This window comes from Microbacterium altimontanum (genome assembly GCF_058349865.2).
Genome location: NZ_JBYRJB020000005.1, coordinates 98,965 through 125,062 on the forward strand (window position 1 = coordinate 98,965; position 26,098 = coordinate 125,062).

The following is a 26,098-nucleotide window of genomic DNA, read 5'->3' on the forward strand; positions in this document are numbered from 1 at the left end:
GACGGCCCGTAGAATGGGGGCGACCCCCGACCCTGCAAGGAGGCCGCCGCGTGCTGATCCTCCTCGCCGCGTTCGCCCTCGTTCCGATGGTCATGCCGGTGCTGGTCCGCCTCTGGGGTCCCCGCGCGTTCTTCGCCGCGGCCGTGCTGCCGCTCGTCGCCTTCCTGCATTCGGCGCTCCTTGCTCCGGCCGTGCTCGGCGGTGAGATTCCGTTCGAGGCATATGACTGGATCCCCAGCCTCGGCATCCGATTGACGATGCGGATGGACGCACTCAGCTGGGTCATGGCCCTCGTCGTCACCGGCGTGGGCGCGATCGTGCTGTTCTACTGCCGGTGGTACTTCGACGGCTCGTCGATGCAGGGCGTCGGTCAGTTCTCGGCAGTCCTTCTGGGCTTCGCCGGTGCCATGTACGGTCTGGTGCTCGTCGACGACGTCGTGGTGCTCGTGATGCTGTGGGAGGTCACGAGCGTCCTCAGCTACCTGCTCATCGGCTTCTATCATCGACGCGGGGCGAGTCGCCGCTCGGCTCTGCAGGCGCTCCTCGTCACCACCGTCGGCGGGCTCGTCATGCTCGTGGGCGTCGTGCTCCTCGTCGTGCAGTCGGGCACGACGAGCCTGTCGGGCATCGTCGCGCACCCGCCGAGCGGGCCGGTCGTCGACGCGGCGATCGTGCTCGTCCTGGTCGGCGCGCTCAGCAAGTCCGCGATCTTCCCCTTCCACTTCTGGCTGCCGGGCGCGATGGCCGCCCCCACACCGGTCAGCGCGTATCTGCACGCGGCGGCCATGGTGAAGGCGGGCGTCTACCTCATCGCGCGCCTCGCACCGGCCTTCGCCGACACCGGCCCGTGGCGGCCGATCCTCGTCTCCCTCGGCATCTTCACGATGCTGCTCGGCGGCGTGCAGGCCCTGCGCGAGACCGACCTCAAGCGCATCCTCGCGTTCGGGACCGTCAGCCAGCTCGGCTTCCTCACCGCCGTTCTCGGCTTCGGCACCCGCGGCGCCGCGCTCGCGGGTCTCGCTCTCCTGGTCAGTCACGCGCTGTTCAAGTCGTGCCTGTTCCTCGTCGTCGGTGTCATCGACCGGCAGCTGTCCACGCGCGACATCCGCGAGATCTCGGGGCTCGGCCGCCAGGCGCCCGTGCTGGCGGGCTTCACGATCATCGCGGTGTGCTCGATGGCAGGGGTCATCCCCACCGTGGGCTTCGTGGCGAAGGAGGGCGTGCTCACCACGCTGCTTCACGAGTCGGCCGGGGGAGCGGGATGGGGGGTCGTGGCCCTCGTCGGCGTCGTCATCGGCTCGGCGCTCACCGCGGCGTACGGCATCCGGATCGTCTGGGGCGCGTTCTGGCGCAAGAAGGTTCCCGTTCCCGCCCCGGAGGGCGACGAGGAGACGTCCGCGTCGGCCGAGCCCGCCCCCCGCGGCGCGCGTATGCCCGATACGGAATGGCCGCGGCCGCCGCTCGGCTTCGTTGCCGGACCGATCGTGCTCTCCGCCCTCTCGATCATCGCGGGCTTCGCGGCGCCCCTGCTCGATTCCGTCCTCGCGCTCTACGCCGACACCGTGCCCGCCGCGACTCCGGGCGTCATGTCGCCCCACGCCGAACACCTCGCCCTGTGGCACGGCGCAGGTCCCGCGCTGTGGATCTCGCTCTCGACGCTCGTCCTGGGCGGGCTCGTCTTCTGGGGCGCCCGCATGATCGGGTGGGACCGCCGCCGGCGCGTGCTGCCGTTCACGGCGGTCGAGCTCTACAACCTCGCCCTGCGCCTGATCGCCCGGGTCGCAGTCGCCGTCACCCGCACGACCCAGCGGGGGTCGCTGCCGCTGTATGTGGCGACGATCTTCATCGTGTTCGTCGTGGCCGAGGGCACCGTGCTGCTCGCCAGCCCACAGTGGCGCGCCCGCCTCGATCTGTGGCAGTCGCCGGTGCAGCTGCTGGTCGCCCCGCTGATGATCATCGCCGGATTCATCGCCGTCCGGGCGCGCAAGCGGTACACGGGCGTCGTGCTCGTGTCGGTCACGGGCCTCGGCATGATCATCCTGTTCGCCACGAGCGGCGCTCCCGACCTCGCCCTCACGCAGGTGCTCGTCGAGACCGTGACGATGATCTCGTTCGCGCTCGTGCTGCGACGCATCCCGTCGCGCATGGGCGAGCACCACGAGTCGGTCGTGCCCCTCGCCCGCGCCGTCCTCGGCGCGGCCGTCGGTCTCACAATGGCCGCCGTCGCGGTCGTCGCGACCGGCGCACGGGATGAGGCGCCGATCTCCGACAGCTTCCCCGAGCTCGCGTACGCCCTCGGCCACGGCAGGAACGTCGTGAACGTCGCGCTCGTCGACCTGCGCGGATGGGACACGATGGGGGAGCTGTCGGTGCTCATCCTCGCGGCGACCGGCGTCGCATCCCTCGTCTTCGTCACCCACCGGGCAGACGTGCTGTCATCCACCTCGGCGCTGCCCGCCGACGTCGGCCGCTCCCGCCGCCCCCTCGTCGAGACGGCCGACGGCTTGCAGCGGCAGGATGCGCCCGGCGCGCAGGGCCGCCGGGCGTGGCTCGTGGGCGGCCAGCGCGTGCGGGCGGAGGAGCGTTCGATCATGCTCGAGGTGATCGTACGGATCCTCTTCCACACGATCATCATCGTCTCGCTGTACCTGCTGTTCGCCGGCCACAACCTGCCCGGCGGCGGCTTCGCCGGCGGCCTCGTGGCCGGGATCGCGCTGGTCATGCGCTACATCGCCGGCGGCCGGTACGAGCTCGGTGCGGCAGCGCCCACCGACGCGGGTCGGCTGCTGGGCGCCGGCATGACGCTCGCCGTCGCATGCGCCGTCGTCCCTGTCTTCCTCGGTGAGGCGCCGCTCACGAGTGCGGTGCTGAGCGCCGACATCCCGGTTCTCGGTCACGTCGAGTTCGTGACGTCGACGATCTTCGACGTCGGCGTGTACCTCGTGGTCATCGGGCTCGTGCTCGATGTGCTGCGCAGCCTCGGCGCTGAGGTCGACCGGCAGGCTCAGTCGGCGAAGGAGGACGAGCGTCAGGTGCGAGCACGATGAGCGTCAGCGGCATCCTGATCGTCATCATGGCGGTGCTCTTCGCGTGCGGCGTCTACGCGATGCTCGAGCGCAGCCTCACGCGAGTGCTCATCGGGTTCCTGCTGCTCGGCAATGCGGCCAACCTGCTGCTGCTGATCGTGATGGGCCGCCCGGGGCTCGCACCGTTCTTCGGCGAGGCCGACAAGGGCGACATGAGCGACCCGCTGCCGCAGGCGCTGACCCTCACCGCCATCGTGATCACGTTCGCCGTGTCGGCGTTCCTGCTCGCACTGATCTATCGCTCCTGGCAGCTCGGCCAGGCCGACACGCTGCCCGACGACGAGGACGACCTGGCGCTGCGCGGCACGGGTCGCGCCGCGGACGAGGACGTGCTGGACGACGAGGTCGAGGTCGAAGACGCCGACGAGGAGATCTCCACCGACTTCGTCGACACCTCGACGCACCCGATCACCGTGCTGCACCACCGCGATCACGCCGCGATCGACGACGACGCTCCCGTGGATCGAGGTGATCGATGAACGGACTCATCCCCCTGATCGTGACGCTGCCGCTGCTCGGCGCCGCCGTGACGCTCATCGCCGCACATCGCCGCCGCGTGCAGATCGCGACGTCCGTCGTGACGCTCTCCGCCGTCGTCGTGATCTCGGCCGTGCTGCTCGTGGCCGTCGACGCATCCGACACCCCGCTCGCGGTCTCGGTCGGGGGATGGCCGATCCCGTTCGGCATCGTGCTGTACGTCGACCGGCTCTCGGCGCTGCTCGTCGGCGTCTCGGCCGTCGTGCTGCTCGCGGTTCTGCTGTTCTCGGTGGGCCAGGGGTCGGCCGACAACGACGATGACACCCCGGTCTCGATCTTCCATCCGACGTATCTCATCCTGTCGGCGGGGATCTTCAACGCGTTCATCGCCGGCGATCTGTTCAACCTGTACGTCGGGTTCGAGATCCTGCTCGTCGCGTCGTACGTGCTCATCACACTTGGCGGCACCGAGTCGCGCATCCGCACCGGCGTCGTCTACATCGTGGTGTCGCTGGTCTCGTCGATCCTGTTCCTCGCCGCGATCGCGATGATCTACGGCGCGGTCGGCACCGTGAACATGGCGCAGGTCGCCGAGCGGATCAGCCAGCTGCCGCCGTCGACGCAGCTCGTGCTGCACCTCATGCTGCTCATCGCGTTCGCGATCAAGGCCGCCGTCTTCCCGCTCTCGTTCTGGCTGCCCGACTCGTACCCGACCGCGCCGGCGCCGGTCACCGCGGTGTTCGCGGGACTGCTGACGAAGGTCGGCGTCTACGCGATGATCCGCACCGAGACGCAGCTGTTCGCCTCGAGTGACATCAACACGCTGCTGCTCTGGGTGGGCCTGGCGACGATGGTCGTCGGCATCCTCGGCGCGCTCGCGCAGGCGGAGCTGAAACGCATCCTGTCATTCACCCTCGTGAGCCACATCGGGTACATGGTGTTCGGCCTGGCGATCGCGACGCCCGCCGGCCTCGGCGCGACGGCGTACTACATCGTGCACCACATCGTCGTGCAGACGACGCTGTTCCTCGCGGTGGGCCTCATCGAGCGCCGTGCCGGATCGACATCGATCCTCAAGGTGAAGGGCCTCATGCGCACCGCGCCGGTGCTCGCGGTGCTGTTCTTCATCCCGGCGATCAACCTCGGGGGCCTTCCCCCGTTCTCGGGTTTCATCGGCAAGTACGCGCTGTTCGACGCGGCCGCGCAGATCGGCACGCCGCTCATGATCGTGCTGATCGTCGGCGGCATCCTCACCTCCCTCCTCACGCTGTACGCGCTGATGCGGGCCTGGAACCTCTCGTTCTGGCGCGAAGACGACGAGCCCGACGAGGCCGAGACCGAGACGCTCGACCGGGTCGCGTACCTCAAGGGCGCACCGGCAGCGGGCGTGCAGACGGAGCGCCGTGCCATCCCGCGCATCATGACGGCCGCGACGGCCGGAATGGTGGCCGTGACCCTCGCGCTCACGGTCTTCGCCGGTCCGCTCTACGACCTCTGCTCTCGCATCGGCGCAGGAATCTCGCAGCCCGTGCACCTCGAGCAGCTGCACGAGGGGGTGGCGGAATGAGGTTCGTGCAGACGGTGTGGCGCCAGCTGCCGTTCTTCGTATGGCTCATCGCCCTGTGGATGCTGCTGTGGGGCCAGTTCACGGTGCTCGCGTTCGTCACCGGGCTCATCGTCGCCGTCGTCGTGACCCGGGTGTTCCAGCTGCCGCCGGTGGAGCTCTCCGGCCGCATCAATCTCTGGTGGGGCCTCGTCTACGTCGTCGAGTTCCTCGGCGCTGTCGTCGTCAGTTCGCTGACGGTCGCATGGCAGGTGTTCGACTTCCGCCGCCAGCCCGGCTCCGCGATCATCGCGGTGCGGCTGCGCACCGACGACGACCTCATCATGACGCACGTCGGGGTGACGGCGTCGCTCATCCCGGGCTCCCTCGTGGTGCACACGGACCGCGACAACCGCATCCTGTACCTGCACTTCATCGGGGTGCGGTCGATGAAGGACGTCGAGAAGCAGCGTCAGGGCGTGCTGCGCTGGGAGGAGCGCATCGTGCGGGCAGTCGGCTCGCGCGCCCAGATCGACCAGGTGAGGGGAGCGAAGCGATGAGCTGGCTGGTGTGGGTGATCGCGGTGGTCTTCGCGGCGGCGGCGCTCGTCACGCTGTGGCGCATCGTGCGCGGACCGTCGATCCTCGACCGCGCAGTGGCGGCCGACGTGCTCCTGACCGAGGTGCTCTGCGCGCTCGGCGCCGACATGGTCATCAACCGGCACACCCAGACGCTCCCGATCCTGCTGATCATCGCGGCGGTGGGAGTGTTCGGATCCATCGCGATCGCCCGTTTCGTGGCACGGAAGGATCAGTGATGGATGCGTCTGTGCTGAACGCCGTGCTCGACACGGTCGCGCTCATCCTGGTGCTCGTCGGGGCGTTGCTGTGCCTCGCCGCCGCGGTCGGCGTGGTGCGGTTCCGGGATGTGCCGACGCGGCTGCATGCCGCCACCAAGCCGCAGGTGCTGGGGCTCATGCTGATCTGCCTGGCGATCGCCCTCGCGTTGCGGTCGTGGCCGGTGACCGCGTTCCTCGTTCCCGTCGTCGTTGTCCAGCTCGCGACCGCGCCGCTGGCCGCGCACATGGTGGGTCGCCAGGCCTACCGCAACGGACGCGTCGCCCACGACGAGATGATCGTCGACGAGCTCGCCGAGGCCGATACCGACCACGACGTGTCGTGACGCGGTGCCGGCTGCTCGAGCCGGGACGAGCCCGACCGGGCGGGCCGGCTCGCGCCGGGCCCGCAGCCGCGAAGGTACAGCTGGTGGACGAGGGTGTGGGTGGTTCCCGTACCTTCGTCCACCAGCTGTACCCTCACCGGTAGGGGGCGACGGGATGCCGCGGCCGCGGCGTGCGCGTCAGTACCAGCCGGTCGACTGCGAGTGACCCCACGCGCCACAGGGGGTGCCGTAGCGGGACTTGATGTAGCCGAGCCCCCACGAGACCTGCACCTGCGCGCTGTTCTGCCAGCCGGCGCCCATCTTCGACCCGGGGAGGGCCTGCGGGATGCCGTACGCACCGCTCGGGTTGGCGGCGTGCACGCGCCACCCCGACTCGCGGTTCCACAGCGAGTTGAGGCACGAGAACTGGTCGCCGCCCCAGCCGTACTTGCTCGACATGAGGCTCCGGGCGTAGGCCCGGGCGGCCGACGGCGAGTTGCCGGCGGAGGACACCGAGCCGGTCGAGGCGGGCGCGCCGGCGGAGGACGACTGCCGGGCGGCCTTCGCGGCGGCGGCCGCCTTGCGCTCGGCGGCGGCCTTGCGGGCGGCTGCCTCCTTGGCTGCCTTGATCTTCGCGGCCTTCGCCGCGGCGGCTTTGCGGGCCTGCTCCTTGTCGTAGCTGACGACCTGCGCCGCGACGGATGCCGTCATCGCGCGGAGGTCGTCGGTGAGCGTGCGGGCCGTGGCCGGCGTCATGTCGGCGGACTGCTCAACGAGCGCGATCTGCACGTCGAGGTTGCCGGTGTTGACCTTGCCCTCGGCGAGGTCGGCGGTGCCGCGGGCGACGCTCGCGAAGTAGGCGGCGTTCTGGTCGACCGGGCGGAGCTCGGCGGCCGCGTGGGATTCGGGTGTGGGGGCCGGGTCGCGGGTGGCGGCGCTGGCGGGAACCGCGACGACCCCGAGAGTGGCGGCCATGGAGACCGCGGCGAGCAGGGACTTCTGGGGAAGGGTGAGGGTGCGAAGGCGCACGGGACTCCGATTGTCGTGCTGTCCCGCCGTGCGTGGGGGAGGCCTTGCGGATCTCCGGGGCGACGGGCTCGCGTTCAGCGGACGCGAGCCCGGGCGGGCTGGTCGTCTCGGCGCGACGCACGCCCGCTGCGCCTGAGCGCAGGGACGATGACCGGGTCATCCGGCTGCTGATGTCGTTCGACCACGGGCCGAACCGAGACATCCACCCCGCGACTCGGGCGCCGTGCGGCGGACCGGTCCACGGTATGGGGCGTTTCTGGACGGTTCATCCGAGGTCCCTGGCAGGCCGGTGATAACGGTTCGATAACAAGCGGCGTGTCCGTGGGCCGGTGCGTCGTTGCGACGCCCACGTGGCTGGGATGCGCAGCGCCTGTTCCGGTCGGATAACGATGCCGCCGAGGCGGCCCTCGCACGACCGATAGACGCGCTGCCGACCCGCGCCAAGTCGGCCCGGGCAGTAGGGCGCGCCGGCCCTTCGACTCGCTGCGCTCGCTCAGGGACCTGACGGTGTGGCTACGATGTCAGGTCCCTGAGCGAGGGACGAAGTCCCGAGACGAAGGGCGCTCAGGGACCTGACGGAGGGCGCTCGCCCAGGCATCCGAGTGAGCGCTACGGCGTCAGGGCCAGGGTGTGGGTTGCAGCGGCCTTGGTGGCCTTGCGCGAATATGCCCACGGCAGCGGCTCGACGTGCTGCCACGCCTCCACCTGGTCATCGTAGTTGGGGTGGAACGCGTGCCCGCTCTCGCCGGTCAGGTTGTTCCAGGTCGACGCATCCCAGTCCGACAGATCCACCACCATGCGCATCGACGGCACAGTGACGACGTCGAACCCGCCCCCGACGGTCCATCCCGTCGCGTTGACGACCGATGATCCGCCGCCCACCGGGAACGGCCCCCGGTTGAAGAGCCACTCGACCGGCGCGATCCCCGAAGTGCCGAACGTGGCGTTGGTGAGCTCGAGGGTGTGCAGTCCGCCCCACGACCACCCGTCGACCTGAGAGCCCTGCAGCTTCACGAGCCGCTTGTACGCATCTGTGGCGGCCTTCGTCAGCATCTCGTCCATGCCGTTCACGCCGATCTTCTCGTTGGTCCACCATGCGGAGGCGGGCTCGCCGAGGAGCTTGTCGACCACGAGGAACTGGCGATCCTGACCGCCGACCGGAGCCGGGTGCTCGCGGCGCGAGAAGAGGTCCTGAGCGAGCTCGTCCCAGATCACGTTCGCGTACGCGGCCGCGGGGGAGTCGGCCTCGTTGTGGCCGTCCCACAGGTCGAAGAGCTTCAGCGCGCCCTTCACGTCGGGATCGTCGATCGTCAGCTTCGAATACGCGGCGATGAGCTTCTTGCCGATCCAGAAGTCGGTGTCGGCCTGGATCGCCCGCATGTCGTCCACGGTGAGCTTGTGCGACGCCGAGGTGCGCTCGATGAGGTCGACGATGCGCGCTGCGCGCCATCCGTAGTCCCAGTCGTTCGTGAGGAAGTAGGGGTAGTCCTTCCCGACGATCGCGTTGTTCGCCGTCACGATGTACCCCGAATCCGGGTTGTACGACACCGGAAGCTTCTCGAACGGGATGAAGCCCTTCCAGTCGTAGGCGGAGTCCCACCCGGGCTGCGGCATCGAGCCGTCGCCCTTGCCCCGGATCGGCAGCTTGCCCGGTGCCTGGTAGCCGATGTTCCCGTCGACGTCGGCGTAGATGAGGTTCTGCGCTGGCACGTCGAACTGCTGCGCCGCGGCGCGGAACGCCGCGAAGTCCTGCGCCTTGTCGAGCGTGAAGATCGCCTCGGCCGTGGTGCCAGGAGTGAGCGCCGTCCACTTCAGCGCGACGGCCGTCTGCCCCTCGGGAGCGTTCGACGGGGGAGCGACGGTGCCGCCGGTTCCGGTGTGCGGGTCGGCGGCGATCGCTTCGTAGTCGCCCGAGTCGGAGATGATCGGGCCGTTGTTCGTCGAGCGGATCTCGAGATCGACATCCTTCCCGCCCGCGACCTTGATGATCTCGCGGGTGATCTGCAGCGGAACGAGCTTGCCGTCGCGCCAGTACTTCTCGCCCTGCACCTTCTCGAGGTACAGGTCGGTGACGTCGGTCGTGAGGTTCGTGAAGCCCCACGCGATCTTCTGGTTGTGGCCGATGATGACTCCCGGCATACCCGAGAAGCCGAACCCCGCGACGTCGTACGGGCACACCGCCGAGATGGTGCGGCACCGCAATCCGATCTGATGCCACACGCTCGGCATCGCGGCGCCCAGGTGCGGGTCGTTCGCCAGCAGGGGCTTGCCCGACTCGGTCAGGTCGCCCGAGACGACCCACGAGTTCGATCCGACGCTCTCCCCGACGGGGCCGATGAGCGCGCTCGCCGCCTCGACCACGTTGTCGACCTGCGACCACTGCACCGATGCCGTTTCGACGGCGGATGCGTGGGCCGCCGGCGCGTCGGAGGTGATCGTCGGCACGATCACGGGGTTCTGATCGTACGGGTACGCTGGGAAGAGCTCGCCGATCTGGTGAGCCGTGTAGTGCGACGCGAGCAGGGCGCGGGATGTCTCCTCACCGAGGTTCGACCGGAGGTCCCAGGCCATCGCCTTCAGCCACGACAGGGAGTCCGCGATCGTCCACTTCTCGATCGCGTAGTCGGCATTCTGCAGGCCGAGCACCGCGTACTCCAGCGACACCGCGGCGCCGCTGTGGTCCTTGAGATAGGCGTTCACGCCGTCGGCGTACGCCTGATAGGAGGCGCGCGCCTCGTCGGAGAGGAGCTCGACCTCCTTCTCGGCGACCTTGCGCCATCCGAGCGTGCGCAGGAACCTGTCGGTCGGCAGCTGCGAGGCGCCGAACAGCTCCGACAGCCGCCCGCTGGTCACGTGGCGGCGGAAGTCCATCTCCCAGAAGCGGTCCTGTGCGTGCACGTACCCCTGGGCGAAGAACAGGTCGTGCTCGTCGTCGGCGGTGATCGTCGGGATGCCGCGGTCGTCGCGCAGCACGGTGACCTTGTCGTGCAGCCCGGCAGCACGAACCTCTCCGTCGAGCGTCGGGAACGAGCGCTGGATCGTGAACGCGACGAATCCCGCCGCGATCAAGGCGATCGCCACGAGGCCGGCGAGGACCGCGTACGCCGTGATCGCGACGGTTCGGCCGCGTGAACGTCCCGGGCGGGATGCGGGTGGGGCATCGGTCTCGGGTCGGCCGGAGGCCGTCGATGGTGACGCGGGCGATCGTTTCGGCATTGACGCTCTTTCGGTACCGGCGCGCCCGGACGTCGGGTCGTTCGGGGCGTCCTCGCATCGTAGCGAAGCTGCCGGCGAACCCGAACTCCGCTCGGGATCGCCCCTGCTAGCCGATGAGGCTCGGCCGCAGATCGCGCAGGGTGCGCCGGTGCGTCATCCGCGTCACTCCGATCGCCGCGAGGGCGAGGGAGGCGACGAGCCAGATGGCGAGCACGCCGAGGTCGCCGCCGACGCGGGCGAGGTCGCCGCCGTACATGAGCTGGCGCATCGCATCGACCACGAATCCCATCGGCAGCACGTGGTGCAGCCCTGCCAATGGCGCCGGCAGCGTCTGCCACGGGAAGGTGCCGCCCGCGGTCACGAGCTGCAGCACCATGAGCACGAGGCCGAGGAACTGTCCGACCGATCCGAGCCAGACGTTCAGCGCGAGGATGATCGCCGCGTAGGTGAAGGATGCTGCGACCATGACGCCGAGCGTTCCCCACGGGTTCGCGAATCCGAAGCCGAGCGCGAGCGCCAGCACGCCGAACAGGCCCACCATCTGGATGCCGCCGAGCACCGCCGGCGTGAGCCATCCCGCCATCGTCACGGCGATGGGCCGGCGGAGCGCCGTGACCGCCCGCCGTGAGATCGGCTTGACGATGAGGAACAGGGCGTAGATGCCGATCCATCCCGCAAGAGCGGCGAAGAACGGGGCGAGGCCGGCACCGTAGTTGGACGCCTCGGCGACCTTCGACGACTCGATCTGGATCGGATCGGAGATCGTCTTCGCCTGCTGGGCGCGCAGGTCGGCGGTGGAGGACGGGATCTGCTGCACCCCGTCGCGCAGGCCGTCGCGCAGCGTCGCGGCGCCACCGGTGAGCGTGGCGAGCCCGTTCTGCAGAGTGGCCGCGCCGTCGCGCAGCTTCGTCGATCCCGTCACCGCGCTGTCGGTGCCCGCGGCGAGCTGCGATGCGCCGTCGGCGACCCGCTTCGATCCCGACGCGAGCTGATCCGCCCCCGACGCGACCTGATCGGCGCCGGCGGCGAGCTGGCCGACCTTGCCGACGGCGGCCTGCACCTTCGCATCGCCGGTGCGCACCTTGTCGGCGAGCGGGTCGAGCGTGGCCAGCACATCGTCGATCTCCGCCTGGCTGAGGCCTTTGTCGGCGAGGACCCTCGCGATGTCGGCGCGTGCCGTCGGCAGCGCGTCGGTGACCGCCTGCACGGCGCTCCCGGCCCGGTCGGCGTAGCCGGCGAGCTGACGGGTTCCGTCGGCGACCTGATGGGCGCCGCCGGAGAGCTTCTGCGATCCGGTGACGAGCTGCTGCGATCCGTCGGCGATCTGATGTGCGCCGCTGGCGAGCTTCTTCGTTCCCGTGACGAGCTGCGATGCGCCGTCGTGAAGTGCCCCGGCGCCGTTCTCGGCGGAGCCGGCACCGTCGGTCAGCTTCGCGGCGCCGTCGGCGGCGTCGCCGAGGCTGGCGCGCACGTCGGAGAGCGCCGTCAGGAGGCGGCTCGCCGCCTCGCGGCCGACGAGTTCGGCCACCGAACGGCGGATCTTCTCGACCGCCTGGTCGCCGATCGACGAGGCCAGGTAGTTGCCGGCGTCGTTCGTTTCGAGCTCGATCCGCGCCTGATGCGGGTCGTCGCCCGCCACGCTCGTGAGAGCCTCCGAGAAGTCTTTCGGCAGCGTGACGGTGAAGTCGACCTCGCCGTCGTGCAGGGCGGTCTCGGCCTCGGCGGCACTCATCCGATGCCAGTCGAAGGCTCTGCCCTCGAGCAGCTCGTCGGCGACCTGATCGCCGTAGTTCACCGCGTCGGTGTCGCCGGATGCCGCGACCCCCTCGTCGTCGACGACGAGGCCGACCGGCACTTCGCTGAACTTTCCGTACGGGTTCTGGTTCGCCCAGAGGTACAGGCCGCCGTAGAGGATGGGCACTGCCATCAGCGCGACGAGCGCGAGAATCGCCATCTTCGTCGAGGTCAGCCGACGAAGCTCGGCCATGATCATCGCCGGGATCTTCATCGGTTCTCCCCGGTCTCAGAGGTGTCGTCTCCGGCATCGCCCGGTCCGTCGGCCGTGTCGTCTGGACGGTCGGCCGTGTCGTCTGGACGGTCGGCCGCGCCGCCTGGACGGTCGGCCGCGCCGCCTGGACGGTCGGCCGCGCCATCGGCCGTCTCGTCGAGAGAAGGGGAATCAGCCGGGAGAAGGTGTTTCCGGGCCGCTTTCGCCCTCCGCTCGGCGGAATCCCCTTCCCTCGGGGGCCGGCCGTCGTGGCCGAGGGGAGTGACCGCGGCATCATCGTGCTGCTGGTCGGCGGCGTCGGCTGCGGCATCCGTCCTGGCGTCCGGCTCCGTCGCGGTCTCGGCCGAGACATCCGTCCCCGCATCGAGCTCCGTCGCGGTGTCGGGCTCCGCCTCGCCGGCCAGGGTCAACTCGTCGGCCAGGGTCGCCTCGCCGGCCACGGCCGCCTCGTCCACCACCGTCGTCTCCTCGAGAGAAGGAGAATCGGCCGAGAGAAGGGCGCCCGCCCCCATGCCGGCCCTCCGCTGGGCGGAATCTCCTTCGCTCGGAGTGAGGCCGTCGAGTACGGCGGCAGACGCGGCTCCCGCGACGACGAGCATCGCGTACCCGCGTTCGGCGAACTCCTCGACGATCTGCCACCACTCCCTCGGGTCGCCGCCGTGGCGGTCGGGTGAGACGAGCACCATCGCCTCGACGCGACGGCGCAGCGCGGTCAGCTCGAGCAGCAGGGCGATGCGGTCGCGCGGTGCGACATCGGAGATCGGCAGCCGCCCGAGCTCCGCGTATCCGTTGTCGCTCAGCCAGCGGCGGGCCGAGACCGGATTCGAGGGACGCCCGGCGAACATCAGCTCCTCTTCGACGAGACCGAGGACCGCGACATCGGGCGCCGGATCGCAGACGTCGGGCGCGTCGACGAGGGCGGTGATGCGACGGATGGCGGCGTCGTCGCGCTCGCCGTCGAGCAGCACGGTGCCACCAGCCGGCTTCATCCGGCCGGAGGCGATGAGGCCGAGCACCGTGGGCCGCTGCTCGGTCTCGGCCTCCACGAGCGTCGCGGTGCCCGTGGCGAAGGACGTGGAGGTTGGTGGCAGCGCGTCGCCCTTGGCGACATCCTGCAGCTCGATTCTCATGCGCGGTCCTCCGGAACAGACGGCGAGTCGGTGAGAAGCTGGTCGACCTCGCGCCAGCCGAGGCCGGCAGCGCCGAGCACGGCCCGCACGGCGAGCTCGTGGTCGCCGTTGAGGGCTGGATCGAGACCGGTGATGGCGCCGCGCGCCGCCTCTTCGACGAGGCGGGCGGTGACTGCGGGCGGGATGTCGCGACGGAGCACGTCGCGCTCGTAACCGCGTTCGCAGATCTCGACGAGGCGCGCGCGCACCGGCGAGAGCGCATCGGCCGTGCGATGCACGAGCCGGTCGTTGAGGGCGATGGCGGCCGCCGCGTGCACGTGCTGCGCTTCGCTCCAGAGTGCGCGCGCCAGGTGCGCGAGCGCTTCGCGGGGATCGTCGTCGGTGACGGCATCCGCGATCGCATTGAAGCGCTCGGCTCCCGCCGCGATGACCGCCGCGATCAGGGCCTCACGGTCTTCGAAGTGACCGTAGAAGGCGCGACGGGTGAGCCCGGCCGCCTTCGTGATGGCGTCGACCGACGCGTTGGGGTCGTCGGCGAGCACCGCGACGGCGGCGACGAGGAGGCCTGCGCGGTTCTCGGCGGCGTCGCGGCGACGGGGAGGAGGAGGTGTGGTCACCACTCAAGGGTAGAACTTACACACCGCTGTGCACAAACAGAATGCACAATGCTGTGCAAATTCTCGGCCAGGGTGCGGGGTGGCCGCGCACGTGGCGGCGTCAGTCGGTGCCGGCGTCGAACGCAGCGCCCTCGACGGCCTCGTTCACCGCTGCCGCCGCCTCCTGCGTGTCGGTGCCCGCCTCGGAGATCTCATCGGCAGCGCCCTGCTCGAGCACGCCGACGAGTTCGCGGGTCGCGCCGCCGATGAGGCCCATCCCGGCGTACTGCTCGAGGCGCCCGCGGGAGTCGGCGATGTCGAGGTTGCGCATCGTGAGCTGACCGATGCGGTCGATGGGGCCGAACGCCGCGTCGCCCACGCGTTCCATGGAGAGCTTCTCGGGGGCGTACGAGAGGTTCGGCGCAGTCGTGTCGAGGATCGTGTAGTCCTCGCCACGGCGCAGGCGCAGCGTCACGGTGCCCGAGATCGTCGATCCGACCCACTTCTGGATCGACTCGCGCAGCATGAGCGACTGCGGCTCGAGCCAGCGGCCCTCGTACATCAGCCGCCCGAGTCGACGGCCCTGCTCGTGGTACGTCGCGAGGGTGTCTTCGTTCAGGATGCCGTTCACGAGGCGCTCATACGCGATGAACAGCAGCGCCATGCCGGGCGCTTCGTAGATGCCGCGCGACTTGGCCTCGATGATGCGGTTCTCGATCTGGTCGCTCATCCCCAGGCCGTGGCGTCCGCCGATGCGGTTCGCCTCGAACACGAGATCGACGGGATCCCCGAACTCGCGCCCGTTGAGCGCGACAGGGCGTCCGGCCTCGAACGTGACGGTGACGTCCTCTGCCTCGATCTCGACCGACGGGTCCCAGAACCGCACGCCCATGATCGGCTCGACGGTCTCGAGCGACACGTCGAGGTGCTCGAGGGTCTTCGCCTCGTGGGTCGCGCCCCAGATGTTCGCGTCGGTGGAGTACGCCTTCTCGGCGGAGTCGCGATACGGGAAGCCGTGGGCGACGAGCCACTCGCTCATCTCCTTCCGGCCGCCGAGCTCGCTCACGAAGTCGGCGTCCAGCCACGGCTTGTAGATGCGCAGGCTGGGGTTGGCGAGAAGGCCGTAGCGGTAGAACCGCTCGATGTCGTTGCCCTTGTAGGTCGATCCGTCGCCCCAGATGTCGACGCCGTCCTCCTTCATGGCGCGCACGAGCAGCGTGCCGGTGACGGCCCGGCCGATCGGCGTGGTGTTGAAGTACGTGCGTCCGGCCGACCGGATGTGGAACGCGCCGCACGCGAGGGCGCCGAAGCCCTCCTCGACGAGCGCGCGCTTGCAGTCGACCAGGCGGGAGATCTCCGCACCGTACTGGGTGGCGCGGCCGGGGATCGCCTCGATGTCGGTCTCATCGGGCTGGCCGAGGTCGCCGGTGTACGTGCAGGGGATCGCGCCCTTGTCGCGCATCCAGGCCACGGCGACGGAGGTGTCAAGGCCTCCCGAGAAGGCGATGCCGACGCGCTCGCCGACGGGCAGGGACTGGAGGACCTTCGACATGCCCTCCAGTCTACTGAGCGGGCGATGCTGCTCCCGGGGCCGTGACGTCGGGTGCGGAGCCGGTCACGGTGCGACCCTTTCAGACGCTGTCGGAGCCTCCTCGATAGGATGGGGCGTAAGCCGTTCCAACTTCTCTCGGGGGCCCTCTCATGCCAGGAATCGTCATCGTCGGAGTCCAGTGGGGGGACGAGGGAAAGGGCAAGGCCACCGACCTCCTCGGCGATCGCACCGACTGGGTCGTCAAGTTCAACGGCGGCAACAACGCCGGGCACACCGTCGTGGTGGGCGAGGAGAAGTACGCCCTGCACCTGCTGCCCAGCGGCATCCTGAGCCCCGGCGTCACGCCGGTGATCGGCAACGGCGTCGTCGTCGACCTCGAGGTGCTGTTCGCCGAGCTCGAGGCGCTGTCGGCGCGGGGCGTGGACGTCTCCCGTCTCAAGGTGAGCGCCAACGCCCACATCATCACGCAGTACCACCGCACCCTCGACAAGGTCACCGAGCGCTTCCTCGGCAAGCGCCAGATCGGCACGACCGGGCGCGGCATCGGCCCGACGTACGCCGACAAGATCAACCGCGTCGGCATCCGCGTGCAGGACCTGTTCGACGAGAACATCCTGCGCCAGAAGATCGAGGGCGCTCTCGACCAGAAGAACCACCTGCTGCTCAAGGTCTACAACCGGCGCGCGATCACCTGCGACGAGGTGCTCGAGGACCTCCTCTCCTACGCCGACCGGCTGCGCCCGATGGTCGCCGATTCCTCTCTCCTCCTGAACGACGCACTGGACGCCGGGGATGTCGTCGTGTTCGAGGGCGGCCAGGCGACGATGCTCGACATCGACCACGGCACGTACCCGTTCGTGACGTCGTCGTCCGCGACCGCGGGCGGCGCCGCGACCGGCTCCGGCGTCGGCCCGAACCGCCTCGACCGCATCGTGGGCATCGTCAAGGCCTACACGACCCGCGTCGGCTCCGGCCCGTTCCCGACCGAGCTGTTCGACGAGTCGGGGGAGTGGCTGCGCTCGCGCGGCTTCGAATTCGGCACCACGACGGGGCGCCCGCGCCGCGTCGGCTGGTACGACGCGCCGGTGACCCGCTATGCGACACGCATCAACGGCATCACCGACCTCGTGCTGACGAAGCTCGACATCCTCACCGGTCTCGAGCAGATCCCGGTCTGCGTCGCCTATGACGTCGACGGCACGCGCTTCGACGAAGTGCCGGTCAACCAGTCAGACTTCCACCACGCGACCCCGATCTACGAGTACCTGCCCGGCTGGAGCGAGGACATCTCGGCCGCTCGCAGCTTCGATGAGCTGCCGCAGACGGCGCAGGACTACGTGCTCGCCCTCGAGGGGATGAGCGGCACCCGCATCTCGGTCATCGGCGTCGGCGCGGCGCGCGACGCGGTCATCGTACGGAACGATCTGGTCTGATGCGTCTGCTCACGGGCGGCTACACCGCCGACATGAAGGGGGCCGCGAGCGGCCTCGGCATCCTGCTGGCCGGTGCAGCCGACGACGGACTCGCCGGCGGACCGCTCTCCTTCGTCGGAGACGCCGTCGCCACCGACGGCTCGCCCTCGTGGATCGCTCGCCATCCGACCCTCGATGTCGTCTACGCGTCGCTGGAGGCAGCCGGCGCCGTGCGGGCGTTCGCGCGCACGGGCGAAGCATCCTTCACTCCCCTCGGCGACCAGGTGCCCGCCGGCGAGCTCGTGTGCCATGTGGCTGTCGCGCCCGACGGCCGCTCGCTCGTCGCCTCATGCTGGGGTGACGGCCGGGTGGTGCGCATGGCGCTGGATGCCGACGGCCGTCCGTCGAACCCGCTCATTGCGGAGCCTGCGACCGACCCCTACGGCCCCGACGCCGTCCTCGGTCCGGCGGGCGCCGGTGAGGGAGCGGACCTTGCCCGCGCCCTCGGCGGTCAGCTGTTCACACGGGGTGTGGACGCCGGCGAACAGGGCGAGGAGGACCACGGCGAGGACGACCGGGTCTCACGGGCGCACGAGGCGATGTTCCTGGCCGACGGACTTCTCGCGACGACCGACCTCGGCTTCGACCTGGTGAGGTTCTGGCGGCCGACGGCCGACGGCCTGCGCCCGGTCGGCGAGGTCGTGCTGCCCCGCGGCACCGGTCCGCGGCACATGCTCATGCACCCGAGCGGTCACCTCTACGTGATCACCGAGCTGTCGTGCGAGGTGTTCGTTCTCGCCCGCGAGGAATCCGGCGCGTGGCGGCTGGTCGGGGGCACGCCGGTGAACGCCGGAACACTCGACGGCGACGCCGCGGCCGAGCTCGCGATGTCGCGCGACGGCTCCTTCCTCTATGCCGGGGTGCGCGGGTCGAACACGCTCGGCACCCTCCGCGTGCGTGACGATGGGTCGGCGCTCGAGCCGGTGGCACTGATCGAATCGGGCGTGGACTGGCCGCGCTACCACATGGTGGCGCGCGACACCCTGCTCGTCGCCGGACAGCACTCGAACGACGTGGCATCGCTCACTCTGGACGAGCGCACCGGCGTGCCGGGCCGGGTCCGGCACCGCGCGGACGTGCCGTCGCCCACCTGCCTGCTGCCCCTGCCCTGAGGCGGCCGCCCGGCAGGACCCTGCGCAGTCCTAGACCTTCGCGTCCTGCTTCGGGATGACGACCTGCTTGATGATGAGCAGGATGGATGCCGTGACGGGGATCGCCACGAGGGCTCCGAGCAGGCCGAGCAGGGTGCCGCCCACGAGCGCCCCGATCACCACGAGCGAACCAGGAACCGAGACGGCCTTGTTCATCACGCGCGGGGTCAGCACGTAGGCCTCGATCTGCATGTAGATGAGGTAGATGATCGCGAAGATCAGCGCCGACAGCGGACTGGAGAACAGGGCGATGAGCGAGCCCGTGATCCAGAACAGCACCGAACCCACGAGGGGAATCAGCGTGATGGTGAACGCGACGACGGCCATCAGCAGAGGGAACGGAAGCCCCAGGATCGTGAACAGCAGACCCGCGACGATCGAGTTGAAGAAGGCGAGCACCACCATCCCGCCGAGGTAGCCGCCGATCGAGCTCGTGATCTGCTCGGTGATCGAGCCGACCTGCGAGCGGTTGCGCGCCGGTGCCAGCCGCGTGAACGACTCCTTGATCGAGGGCAGCGACGCGAGGAAGTACAGGCTCAGCACGAGGATGATGATCAGCGCCGAGATCGTGGTGCCGATCGTGATGCCGACCTTGACGACGCCGCCGCCGATCGCCGCGATGTTCGCCGGGTTCGTGAGGAAGCCCTGCACCTGCTTGATGATGTCGCCGACCTGGTCGCCGAGGGTGTCCTGCAGCCAGCCGTAGAACGCCGAGGCCTGGAAGTCGGCGATGATCGACGGGATGTCGCGGACGAACTGGGTGATCTGCTGCACCACCACCGGGATGATCAGCCAGAGAACTCCCACGATGATCACCGCGAACGCCGTGAACACGATGACGATGCTCCACGCGCGCGACACCTTGTGGCGCTCGAGGAAGCGCACGACCGGATCCAGACCGAGCGCCGCGAACATCGCGAAGACGACGTAGATGATGACCGTCGACAGGTTCGACACGGCAAGGCCCAGCACGACCGCGACGAGCGCTCCGAGCGTCACGAAGAACCCCACCCCGAACGGATGATTCAGGCTCGCCCAGAAGGTGCGCGAGGGCGGGGCCTCTCCGGAACGCTCCGCAACGGCATCCGTCACCGGACCGCCGGAAAGAGGGGGCGACACGGATGCGTCGGCTTCGGCCGTGGCATGGGACGGCGCGGCGACACCGGAGGTCTCGGCTGCATCGGTCATGCGCACACTCTATGGGCAGGCCACGGGCGACGGGGACGGATGCCGCGGGATGTCACGCAAGCGAGGAGCACCGGAAGCCCGCGGTACCCTCGAACGGCGCCTCGCGCGCAGGGAGGATGCCATGACCGACGCCGCAGACGACCGCGTTTCCACAGAGGACCCGATTGCCACGCTGCTGCGCCTGCGCGGCAGCATCGACAACATCGACGCCGCCCTCATCTACCTGCTCGCCGAGCGATTCAAGTGCACGAAGCAGGTCGGTCGCCTGAAGGCCGTCCACCGGATGCCGCCGTCGGATCCTGCTCGCGAGGAGCAGCAGATCGCCCGGCTGCGCAGCCTCGCCGAACAGGCCGACCTCGATCCCGAGTTCGCTCACAAGTGGTTCGACTTCGTCGTGGCCGAGGTCATCAGGCACCACGAGGCCGCCGCCGAGGGTGACTGACCCCGGAACCGAGGAGCCACTGGCGTAACCGAGGGGCAACTCGGCGAACCGAGGGGCAACTCGGCGAACCGACGGGCAACTCGCGTAACCGAGGGGCAACTCGCGCGACGGAGGGGCAACTCGGCGCAGGCGGCGGGGTGTCAGGGCACCAGCCGGCGCAGCATCCCGTACGCGGTCGCGGCCAGTGCTGCGACGACGACCAGCACGCACAGGGCGAGCGACACGACGCCGAGTCCGCCGAGCCAGCTGAACACGGCTCCCCAGGCGTTGAGCCGGCCGATGATCCAGAGGGCGCCGATCAGGAGCAGGCCGATCCCCGCAAGCACCGCCGTCAGGCCGAGTCCGCCGAACCGCTTGTACACGGTGGCGCCCCAGAACCCGGCCGTGAAGGTGAGCATCGCGACGGCGAACACCATGAGGGCGGCACCCGCGGGACCCGCCGACCACATCCAATCGATGTAGAACATCCAGCCGTTCAAGCCCCACCCGTTCGTGGCGAGCTCGATGAACCCGCCGAGCGTGCACACGACGGCCAGGAGCGCCGCGCTCAGCGCCGCGGTGAGGTACGTGCCGAGGAAGAACTCCCGCCGGGTGACGCTCATCGCCTGCGAGAACGGGTACGTCAGGGTCAGGGACTGGATGCCGACCGCCACCAAGTACCAGATGAGTGCCTGGGCGCCCGCCGAGTACTTCATGCCGCCGTACGGGATCATCGCCCAGATCAGCAGCGAGAACAGGAACACCGAGCCGAGGATCAGCAGGGGGATCCAGACGAACGTCATGCGGTTGATCAGCTGCATCCGCACGACGTTCAGGATGCGGCCTCCCACGGGGCTCGCGGGTGCCAGCGCGGTCATCGCAGCGCTCCTTCCTCGATGCGGCGCCGATCCGCCGCGTGCTGGGTCATCCGGACGATGAGCTGCTGCAGCGAGACCGGACCCGACTCGAGGCCGGCTGCCGCAAGCGCAGCACGGTCGTCGGGACCGAGCGCGCCGAGCACGGTCACGGAGGCGATCGGGCCGAGCGTCTCGCGGTGCAGCACTTCGCGGCCGGCGACGAACGCGTCCACGGCCGCGGCGTTTCCGACGATCGTGGCGGCACGATCGCGCACGTCGTCGGTCGCCTCGTCCAAGACGATCCGTCCCTCGTCGATCACGAGCACCCGCTCGATGAGGTTGGACACCTCGTCGATGAGGTGGCTCGACAGGATGATCGTGCGCGGGTGCTCGGCGTAGTCCTCGAGGAGGCGGTCGTAGAAGATCTGCCGGGCGACAGCATCCAGCCCCAGGTACGGCTCGTCGAAGAACGTGATCTCGGCGCGCGACGCGAGGCCGATGATGACGCCGACCGCCGACAACTGACCGCGGGAAAGCTTCTTGATGCGGCGATTCATCGGCAGCTGGAACTCTGCCACGAGGCGGTCGCACAGCACCTGATCCCAGTTCGGGAAGAAGAGGCGAGCCGTGGCGAACGCGTGCGGTGGTTTCGCGTCGTCCGGGTAGCGCTGGCTCTCGCGCACGAAGCACATGCGCTGCAGCACCCGCGCGTTCTCGTACGGGCGCTCGCCGAACACCCGTGCCTGGCCGCCCGACGGGAAGTTCTGGGCGGTGAGGATCGACATGACAGTCGTCTTGCCGGCGCCGTTGCGGCCGAGGAGGCCGTAGATGACGTCTTTCGAGATCGTGAAGCTGACCTCGTCGACGGCGGTCGTGGCACCGTAGCGCTTGGTGAGGCGGTCGACTTCGATGACGGATGTCATCGCGTGCTCCCTTCGGTGGTGCGGGCGCGCTCGAGGATGAGGGCGCCCAAGTCTGCGGGCCCGAGCCCGATCTTGCGGGCTTCGGCGATGAGGGGTTCGACGTAGCGGTCGGCGAAGGCCTGCCGCCGCTCGTCGAGCAGCCGACGGCGGGCGCCCGGCGCGACGAACATGCCGATCCCGCGCCTCTTGTACAGCACGCCCTTGTCGACGAGCATGCTCACTCCCTTCGCCGCGGTCGCGGGGTTGATGCGGTGGAACGCCGCCAGTTCGTTGGTCGACGGCGCTTGTGCCTCTTCGGCGAGACTGCCGTCGATGATGGCGTCTTCGACGCGCTCTGCGATCTGCAGGAAGAGCGCACGTCCCTCGTCGACCACATCACTCCCTGGTCAATTGGTTACCTACTCCAGTAACTAACCATGGAACGCCGGGGATGTCAACGCCCGAGCGGGAATGCGAATGTCGAAGGGTGGTGGGTTTGCATCCCTTCGGGTCACTCCCGTACGGTCGATCGGTGGGCTTCGTGCCCTGACGACCAGTCCGCGCCCGGGTCGCATGTGCCCCCGGAGGCACCGCGAGAGGGCGTATGGTCGACGGTCTGGGCGACGGACCCGATGCTTGTCGCCGACGTGCGCTGTCGAGAGAGACCCGACGCAGCAGACTGCCTGACAGCGCGCCGAAGATCGTCACCCGGGCGTAACCAATGCAGCCGCACCGCGGCTGCCGAGGCCAAGCAACGTGACAGAATCCTCCTCCGTCGAAGCGGCGGGATCCTCCTCCGCCGGAGTGGCGGGCACATCTCCCGCCGAGGCCGCGACGCCTCCTGCCGTCGAAGCCAAGAACCTCTACAAGGTCTTCGGGCGCAACCCGAAGGACGCCGTCCGTCGGCTCAAGGCCGGCGAGACGCGGGCGCAGGTCGCCGACGCCGGCACCGCCGCCGTGATCGACGCCGGCTTCACCGTGCAGCCGGGGGAGATCTTCGTCATCATGGGCCTGTCGGGCTCGGGCAAGTCGACCATCATCCGCATGCTCAACGGGCTGCTGACCCCGACCGCGGGAGAGGTGCTCGTGAAGGGCGCCAACGTCACGACGGCGAACCCGGCCGAACTGCGCAGCATCCGTCGCCAGTCGATGTCGATGGTGTTCCAGCACTTCGCACTGCTGCCGCACCGCACGGTGCTCGACAACGCCGCCTACGGGCTCGAGATCCAGGGCGTCGGCAAGGCCGAGCGCCGAGAGCGCGCCCGGGAGATCCTCGAGCGGGTGGGTCTCGGCGACCGCGTCGACGCGATGCCCTCCGAGCTCTCCGGCGGCATGAAGCAGCGCGTCGGACTCGCCCGCGGCCTCGCGGCGGGCACCGACATCCTGCTCATGGACGAGGCGTTCTCCGCCCTCGACCCGCTCATCCGTCGTGAGCTGCAGGAGCAGCTCGTCGAGCTCCAGCGCGAGCTCGGGCGCACGATCATCTTCATCACCCACGACCTGAACGAGGCGATGTTCCTCGGCGACCGCATCGCCGTGATGCGCGACGGGCGCATCGTGCAGAACGGCACGCCCGAGGAGATCCTCACCGATCCCGCCAACGACTACGTCGCGCAGTTCGTGCAGGATGTCGATCGCGCGCGGGTTCTCACCGCGAGCGCCGTCATGGAGCGGCCGCTGGCGGTGCCGGTCACCGCGGGCATCCGCGGCGCGCTCCGTGTCATGCGCGAAGAGCTCGTCAACGAGGTCTTCGTCGTCGAGAACCGGCGCCTGGTCGGCACGGTGACCGATCGGTCGGTGATCCGCGCGGCCAAGGCCGGCACCACCGACCTGCGCACGATCGCCGACCGCAGCCGGCACGGCGTCGGCCCCGACGACCTCCTCACCGACATCGTCGAGCACGCCGTCGAGAGCCCCGGCGCACTCCCGGTCGTCGGCGAGGACGAACGCCTGCTCGGGGTCATTCCACGCATCACGCTGCTGGCGGCGCTCGGAAACGTGCCGAGCACGACGGGGACCATCGACGTCATCCCGGCCACCGCGCTGGAGCTGGCCGCCGAGCTGCGCGACCTCGACCCGGCCGCGCGGTTCCTGAGCGAGGGACCAAGTCCCGAGTCGAAGGGCGCCCATGCCCCCGCCACGGGAGCCGCCGGCGAAGAGCTCGCGACGGCGGAAGGCGGTGAGCGCTGATGGACATGTTCCGCATTCCGCTCGGCGACGTCGTCGAGACGCTGATCGGCTGGATCACCGCCGTCCTGGGCGGCCTGTTCGACGTGATCGCGACGATCTTCTCCGCCTTCTACGACGGCGTCGACTGGCTGTTCAGCACGCCGTCGCTGGTCGCGATGATCGTCGTCGCCGTCGTGCTCGGCGGCGTCACCTGGCTCACCCGCGGCCGCACCGGCGGCCTGGTCGCGGGCATCGCGCTGCTGGTGGTCGACCTCGGCGGCTGGTTCACCGTGCCGCTCGATGTCTGGAACGCCGCCGTGGTGGCCGCTGCCCTCGTGGCCGTCGCGTGGCTCGCGAAGGGCCTGCGGCTCGCCATCGGCACCCTGATCGGGCTGCTGGTGATCGTGGCCGTCGACCAGTGGGAGAACGCGATGGACACCCTCGCGCTCACGCTGGTCGCCGTGGTCATCGCGGTGATCATCGCGATCCCGCTCGGGATCTGGGCGGCCCGGTCGCAGACGGTCTCCAAGATCGTGCGACCCGTGCTCGACTTCCTCCAGACGATGCCCGCGTTCGTCTACCTCATCCCCGCGATCTTCCTGTTCGGGATCGGCGTGGTGCCCGGAATGGTCGCCACCATCCTGTTCGCGGTCGCTCCGGGTGTCCGTCTGACCGAGCTCGGCATCCGCGGCGTCGACCAGGAGGTGGTCGAGGCGGGCAACGCATTCGGCGCGACTCCGGGACGCATCCTGCGCCAGATCCAGCTGCCGCTGGCGATGCCCTCCATCATGGCCGGCGTCAACCAGGTCATCATGCTCGCCCTGTCGATGGCCGTGATCGCCAGCATGGTCGGCGCCCCCGGACTGGGCAAGGACGTCATCCAGGCGCTGAGCCGCACCGACATCTCCCTGGGATTCGAGGCGGGACTGTCGGTCGTGATCCTCGCGATGATCCTCGACCGGGTGACGAGCGGTTTCGGCGCCGTGAAGCGCCCGCGCCGCAAGACCGTGTCGGCGGCAGCGCCGGCCGACGAGTCAGCGCAGGCCGCGGCATCCGCCACTCGCACCCCCGCGACGGTCTGACCCCACCCTTCGGCGCCGCACGCGCCGTCGCATCCGCGGCTGACGTCGCGGTTCTCCCCAACACCCGTGACAGCACACGGGAGGAAAGGAATCAATCACATGAAGAAGCGCACACTGTTCGGCTCCCTCGCCATGGGCGTGGCCGCGAGCGTCGCCCTGGTCGGCTGCGCCGGCTCGGCCGCGAGCGGCGGCAACGGCGGCGACAAGGCCGGCGGCGACACGCAGGACAAGTCGATCACGGTCGGCGTGTTCAACGGATGGCCCGAGGGCGAGGCCGCCTCGTACCTGTGGCAGCAGATCCTCGAGGACAAGGGCTACGACGTCGAGCTGACGTACGCCGACGCGGGTCCCGTGTTCGCGGGCCTCGCCAAGGGCGACTTCGACGTCGCCTTCGACGGCTGGCTGCCGACCACCCACAAGAGCTACTTCGACAAGTACGGCGACGACCTCGTCGACGTGGGGTCGTGGAACGACGACGCGAAGCTCACCCTGGCGGTGAACGCCGATGCGCCGATCGACTCGATCGATCAGCTCGCCGCGCACGCCGACGAGTTCGGCAACCGCATCGTCGGCATCGAGCCGGGCGCGGGTCTCACCGAGGCGATGAAGACCAAGGTCATCCCGGGCTACGGCCTCGACAAGATGGACTTCCTCACCTCGTCGACGCCGGCCATGCTCGCCGAGCTGAAGAAGGCGCTCGATGCCGGTGACGACATCGCCGTCACGCTGTGGCGTCCGCACTGGGCGTACGACGCGTACGACCTGAAGGACCTCAAGGACCCGAAGGGCGCCCTGGGTGCCGCCGAGTCGATCCACACCGTGACCCGCACGGGCTTCAAGGACGACTTCGCCGACGCCAACAAGTGGTTCACCGCGTTCAAGATGGACTCGGACCTGCTGTTCTCGCTCGAGAACGTGATGTTCCGCGAGGAGCACAAGCAGAGCGAGTACCCCGAGATCGTCAAGAAGTGGATGGCCGACAACCAGGACTACGTCGACTCCCTGACCTCCTGACCCGCCTGCCCACGGGGCCCGCTCACCTGTCGCACATCGACCGT

At 69.5% G+C, this 26,098-nt stretch carries 22 protein-coding genes; 12 read left to right on the plus strand and 10 right to left on the minus strand.

The genetic code is table 11. The features are described from left to right. The first annotated feature begins 50 nt into the window (after window positions 1-50). The 6 genes from AC3RX1_RS10070 to mnhG are packed head-to-tail and all read left to right on the plus strand — an operon-like array spanning window position 51 to window position 6,288. Window positions 51-3,047 (plus strand): Na+/H+ antiporter subunit A, encoded by a 2,997-nt coding sequence (locus AC3RX1_RS10070; protein ID WP_491501101.1) that lies wholly within the window; start codon window positions 51-53, stop codon window positions 3,045-3,047. Next, the gene (locus tag AC3RX1_RS10075; RefSeq protein WP_491501102.1) at window positions 3,044-3,565 is read left to right on the plus strand and encodes a Na(+)/H(+) antiporter subunit C; all 522 of its coding nucleotides are present in this window, start codon (window positions 3,044-3,046) and stop codon (window positions 3,563-3,565) included. The genes AC3RX1_RS10070 and AC3RX1_RS10075 overlap by 4 nt, the downstream gene beginning before the upstream one ends. Then, window positions 3,562-5,130, plus strand: a complete 1,569-nt coding sequence (locus AC3RX1_RS10080; protein WP_491501103.1) for a Na+/H+ antiporter subunit D — start codon at window positions 3,562-3,564, stop codon at window positions 5,128-5,130. Before AC3RX1_RS10075 ends, AC3RX1_RS10080 begins: the two co-directional genes overlap by 4 nt. Then, complete coding sequence (locus AC3RX1_RS10085; RefSeq protein ID WP_491501104.1) at window positions 5,127-5,666, plus strand: Na+/H+ antiporter subunit E; 540 nt, start codon at window positions 5,127-5,129, stop codon at window positions 5,664-5,666. Before AC3RX1_RS10080 ends, AC3RX1_RS10085 begins: the two co-directional genes overlap by 4 nt. Next, the gene (locus AC3RX1_RS10090) at window positions 5,663-5,923 is read left to right on the plus strand and encodes an MrpF/PhaF family protein (protein WP_491501105.1); all 261 of its coding nucleotides are present in this window, start codon (window positions 5,663-5,665) and stop codon (window positions 5,921-5,923) included. The genes AC3RX1_RS10085 and AC3RX1_RS10090 overlap by 4 nt, the downstream gene beginning before the upstream one ends. Beyond that, window positions 5,923-6,288 carry a monovalent cation/H(+) antiporter subunit G gene (gene mnhG / locus AC3RX1_RS10095; protein ID WP_491501106.1) on the plus strand — a complete coding sequence of 122 codons (366 nt, stop codon included), beginning with the start codon at window positions 5,923-5,925 and terminating at the stop codon, window positions 6,286-6,288. The genes AC3RX1_RS10090 and mnhG overlap by 1 nt, the downstream gene beginning before the upstream one ends. Window positions 6,289-6,465: 177 nt before the next feature. Here the strand turns inward: mnhG and AC3RX1_RS10100 are convergent, their stop codons facing one another. From AC3RX1_RS10100 to argG, 6 genes are all read right to left on the minus strand, one after another. Beyond that, window positions 6,466-7,296, minus strand: a complete 831-nt coding sequence (locus AC3RX1_RS10100; protein WP_491501107.1) for an aggregation-promoting factor C-terminal-like domain-containing protein — start codon at window positions 7,294-7,296, stop codon at window positions 6,466-6,468. A gap of 609 nt (window positions 7,297-7,905) precedes the next feature. Further along, complete coding sequence (locus tag AC3RX1_RS10105) at window positions 7,906-10,512, minus strand: penicillin acylase family protein (RefSeq protein ID WP_491501108.1); 2,607 nt, start codon at window positions 10,510-10,512, stop codon at window positions 7,906-7,908. 106 nt (window positions 10,513-10,618) lie between these two features. Next, window positions 10,619-12,520 carry a YhgE/Pip family protein gene (locus AC3RX1_RS10110; RefSeq protein WP_491501109.1) on the minus strand — a complete coding sequence of 634 codons (1,902 nt, stop codon included), beginning with the start codon at window positions 12,518-12,520 and terminating at the stop codon, window positions 10,619-10,621. Beyond that, window positions 12,517-13,650, minus strand: a complete 1,134-nt coding sequence (locus AC3RX1_RS10115) for a hypothetical protein (protein ID WP_491501110.1) — start codon at window positions 13,648-13,650, stop codon at window positions 12,517-12,519. Before AC3RX1_RS10115 ends, AC3RX1_RS10110 begins: the two co-directional genes overlap by 4 nt. After that, a complete protein-coding gene (locus tag AC3RX1_RS10120) occupies window positions 13,647-14,267 on the minus strand; it encodes a TetR/AcrR family transcriptional regulator (protein WP_491501111.1) in 621 nt (206 codons plus the stop codon). Before AC3RX1_RS10120 ends, AC3RX1_RS10115 begins: the two co-directional genes overlap by 4 nt. Before the next feature lie 100 nt (window positions 14,268-14,367). Continuing rightward, entirely contained in the window at window positions 14,368-15,798 is a 1,431-nt protein-coding gene (gene argG, locus AC3RX1_RS10125) for an argininosuccinate synthase (protein WP_491501112.1), read from the minus strand. Window positions 15,799-15,947: 149 nt separating this feature from the next. Between argG and AC3RX1_RS10130 the strand changes: the two genes are divergently transcribed. After that, complete coding sequence (locus AC3RX1_RS10130) at window positions 15,948-17,231, plus strand: adenylosuccinate synthase (RefSeq protein ID WP_491501113.1); 1,284 nt, start codon at window positions 15,948-15,950, stop codon at window positions 17,229-17,231. Beyond that, window positions 17,231-18,382, plus strand: a complete 1,152-nt coding sequence (locus AC3RX1_RS10135; RefSeq protein ID WP_491501114.1) for a lactonase family protein — start codon at window positions 17,231-17,233, stop codon at window positions 18,380-18,382. Before AC3RX1_RS10130 ends, AC3RX1_RS10135 begins: the two co-directional genes overlap by 1 nt. 30 nt (window positions 18,383-18,412) lie before the next feature. On the opposite strand, the gene AC3RX1_RS10140 is transcribed toward AC3RX1_RS10135, so the two are convergent. Continuing rightward, on the minus strand, window positions 18,413-19,609 hold the full coding sequence (locus tag AC3RX1_RS10140; protein ID WP_491501115.1) for an AI-2E family transporter: 1,197 nt from the start codon (window positions 19,607-19,609) through the stop codon (window positions 18,413-18,415). Window positions 19,610-19,730: 121 nt separating this feature from the next. Between AC3RX1_RS10140 and AC3RX1_RS10145 the strand changes: the two genes are divergently transcribed. Continuing rightward, a complete protein-coding gene (locus tag AC3RX1_RS10145) occupies window positions 19,731-20,051 on the plus strand; it encodes a chorismate mutase (protein ID WP_491501116.1) in 321 nt (106 codons plus the stop codon). 140 nt (window positions 20,052-20,191) lie between these two features. Here AC3RX1_RS10145 and AC3RX1_RS10150 read toward each other — a convergent pair whose 3' ends face one another. The 3 genes from AC3RX1_RS10150 to AC3RX1_RS10160 are packed head-to-tail and all read right to left on the minus strand — an operon-like array spanning window position 20,192 to window position 22,184. Further along, complete coding sequence (locus tag AC3RX1_RS10150) at window positions 20,192-20,908, minus strand: hypothetical protein (RefSeq protein WP_491501117.1); 717 nt, start codon at window positions 20,906-20,908, stop codon at window positions 20,192-20,194. Beyond that, window positions 20,905-21,810 (minus strand): ABC transporter ATP-binding protein, encoded by a 906-nt coding sequence (locus tag AC3RX1_RS10155; protein ID WP_491501118.1) that lies wholly within the window; start codon window positions 21,808-21,810, stop codon window positions 20,905-20,907. Before AC3RX1_RS10155 ends, AC3RX1_RS10150 begins: the two co-directional genes overlap by 4 nt. After that, window positions 21,807-22,184, minus strand: coding sequence for a GntR family transcriptional regulator (locus tag AC3RX1_RS10160; RefSeq protein WP_491501119.1), 378 nt, complete (start codon window positions 22,182-22,184; stop codon window positions 21,807-21,809). The genes AC3RX1_RS10155 and AC3RX1_RS10160 overlap by 4 nt, the downstream gene beginning before the upstream one ends. Before the next feature lie 409 nt (window positions 22,185-22,593). On the opposite strand from AC3RX1_RS10160, the gene AC3RX1_RS10165 reads away from it, so the two are divergent. The 3 genes from AC3RX1_RS10165 to AC3RX1_RS10175 all read left to right on the plus strand — a co-directional run bounded on the left by AC3RX1_RS10165 (window position 22,594) and on the right by AC3RX1_RS10175 (window position 26,054). Continuing rightward, window positions 22,594-23,979 (plus strand): quaternary amine ABC transporter ATP-binding protein, encoded by a 1,386-nt coding sequence (locus AC3RX1_RS10165; RefSeq protein WP_491501381.1) that lies wholly within the window; start codon window positions 22,594-22,596, stop codon window positions 23,977-23,979. Window positions 23,980-24,134: 155 nt separating this feature from the next. Beyond that, the gene (locus AC3RX1_RS10170) at window positions 24,135-25,040 is read left to right on the plus strand and encodes an ABC transporter permease (protein ID WP_491501382.1); all 906 of its coding nucleotides are present in this window, start codon (window positions 24,135-24,137) and stop codon (window positions 25,038-25,040) included. Between the two features lie 99 nt (window positions 25,041-25,139). Beyond that, the gene (locus tag AC3RX1_RS10175) at window positions 25,140-26,054 is read left to right on the plus strand and encodes a glycine betaine ABC transporter substrate-binding protein (protein WP_491501120.1); all 915 of its coding nucleotides are present in this window, start codon (window positions 25,140-25,142) and stop codon (window positions 26,052-26,054) included. The last annotated feature ends 44 nt before the right edge of the window (window positions 26,055-26,098 follow it).

What these genes read in the sequence shown, in the direction of transcription:
- AC3RX1_RS10075 (WP_491501102.1), top strand. Translation starts at nt 3,044, where the DNA reads ATGAGCGTCAGCGGCATCCTGATCGTCATCATGGCGGTGCTCTTCGCG.
- AC3RX1_RS10080 (WP_491501103.1), top strand. Translation starts at nt 3,562, where the DNA reads ATGAACGGACTCATCCCCCTGATCGTGACGCTGCCGCTGCTCGGCGCC.
- AC3RX1_RS10085 (WP_491501104.1), top strand. Translation starts at nt 5,127, where the DNA reads ATGAGGTTCGTGCAGACGGTGTGGCGCCAGCTGCCGTTCTTCGTATGG.
- AC3RX1_RS10090 (WP_491501105.1), top strand. Translation starts at nt 5,663, where the DNA reads ATGAGCTGGCTGGTGTGGGTGATCGCGGTGGTCTTCGCGGCGGCGGCG.
- mnhG (WP_491501106.1), top strand. Translation starts at nt 5,923, where the DNA reads ATGGATGCGTCTGTGCTGAACGCCGTGCTCGACACGGTCGCGCTCATC.
- AC3RX1_RS10105 (WP_491501108.1), bottom strand. Translation starts at nt 10,512, where the DNA reads ATGCCGAAACGATCGCCCGCGTCACCATCGACGGCCTCCGGCCGACCC.
- AC3RX1_RS10110 (WP_491501109.1), bottom strand. Translation starts at nt 12,520, where the DNA reads ATGAAGATCCCGGCGATGATCATGGCCGAGCTTCGTCGGCTGACCTCG.
- AC3RX1_RS10115 (WP_491501110.1), bottom strand. Translation starts at nt 13,650, where the DNA reads ATGAGAATCGAGCTGCAGGATGTCGCCAAGGGCGACGCGCTGCCACCA.
- argG (WP_491501112.1), bottom strand. Translation starts at nt 15,798, where the DNA reads ATGTCGAAGGTCCTCCAGTCCCTGCCCGTCGGCGAGCGCGTCGGCATC.
- AC3RX1_RS10130 (WP_491501113.1), top strand. Translation starts at nt 15,948, where the DNA reads ATGCCAGGAATCGTCATCGTCGGAGTCCAGTGGGGGGACGAGGGAAAG.
- AC3RX1_RS10135 (WP_491501114.1), top strand. Translation starts at nt 17,231, where the DNA reads ATGCGTCTGCTCACGGGCGGCTACACCGCCGACATGAAGGGGGCCGCG.
- AC3RX1_RS10140 (WP_491501115.1), bottom strand. Translation starts at nt 19,609, where the DNA reads ATGACCGATGCAGCCGAGACCTCCGGTGTCGCCGCGCCGTCCCATGCC.
- AC3RX1_RS10145 (WP_491501116.1), top strand. Translation starts at nt 19,731, where the DNA reads ATGACCGACGCCGCAGACGACCGCGTTTCCACAGAGGACCCGATTGCC.
- AC3RX1_RS10150 (WP_491501117.1), bottom strand. Translation starts at nt 20,908, where the DNA reads ATGACCGCGCTGGCACCCGCGAGCCCCGTGGGAGGCCGCATCCTGAAC.
- AC3RX1_RS10155 (WP_491501118.1), bottom strand. Translation starts at nt 21,810, where the DNA reads ATGACATCCGTCATCGAAGTCGACCGCCTCACCAAGCGCTACGGTGCC.
- AC3RX1_RS10170 (WP_491501382.1), top strand. Translation starts at nt 24,135, where the DNA reads ATGATCGTCGTCGCCGTCGTGCTCGGCGGCGTCACCTGGCTCACCCGC.
- AC3RX1_RS10175 (WP_491501120.1), top strand. Translation starts at nt 25,140, where the DNA reads ATGAAGAAGCGCACACTGTTCGGCTCCCTCGCCATGGGCGTGGCCGCG.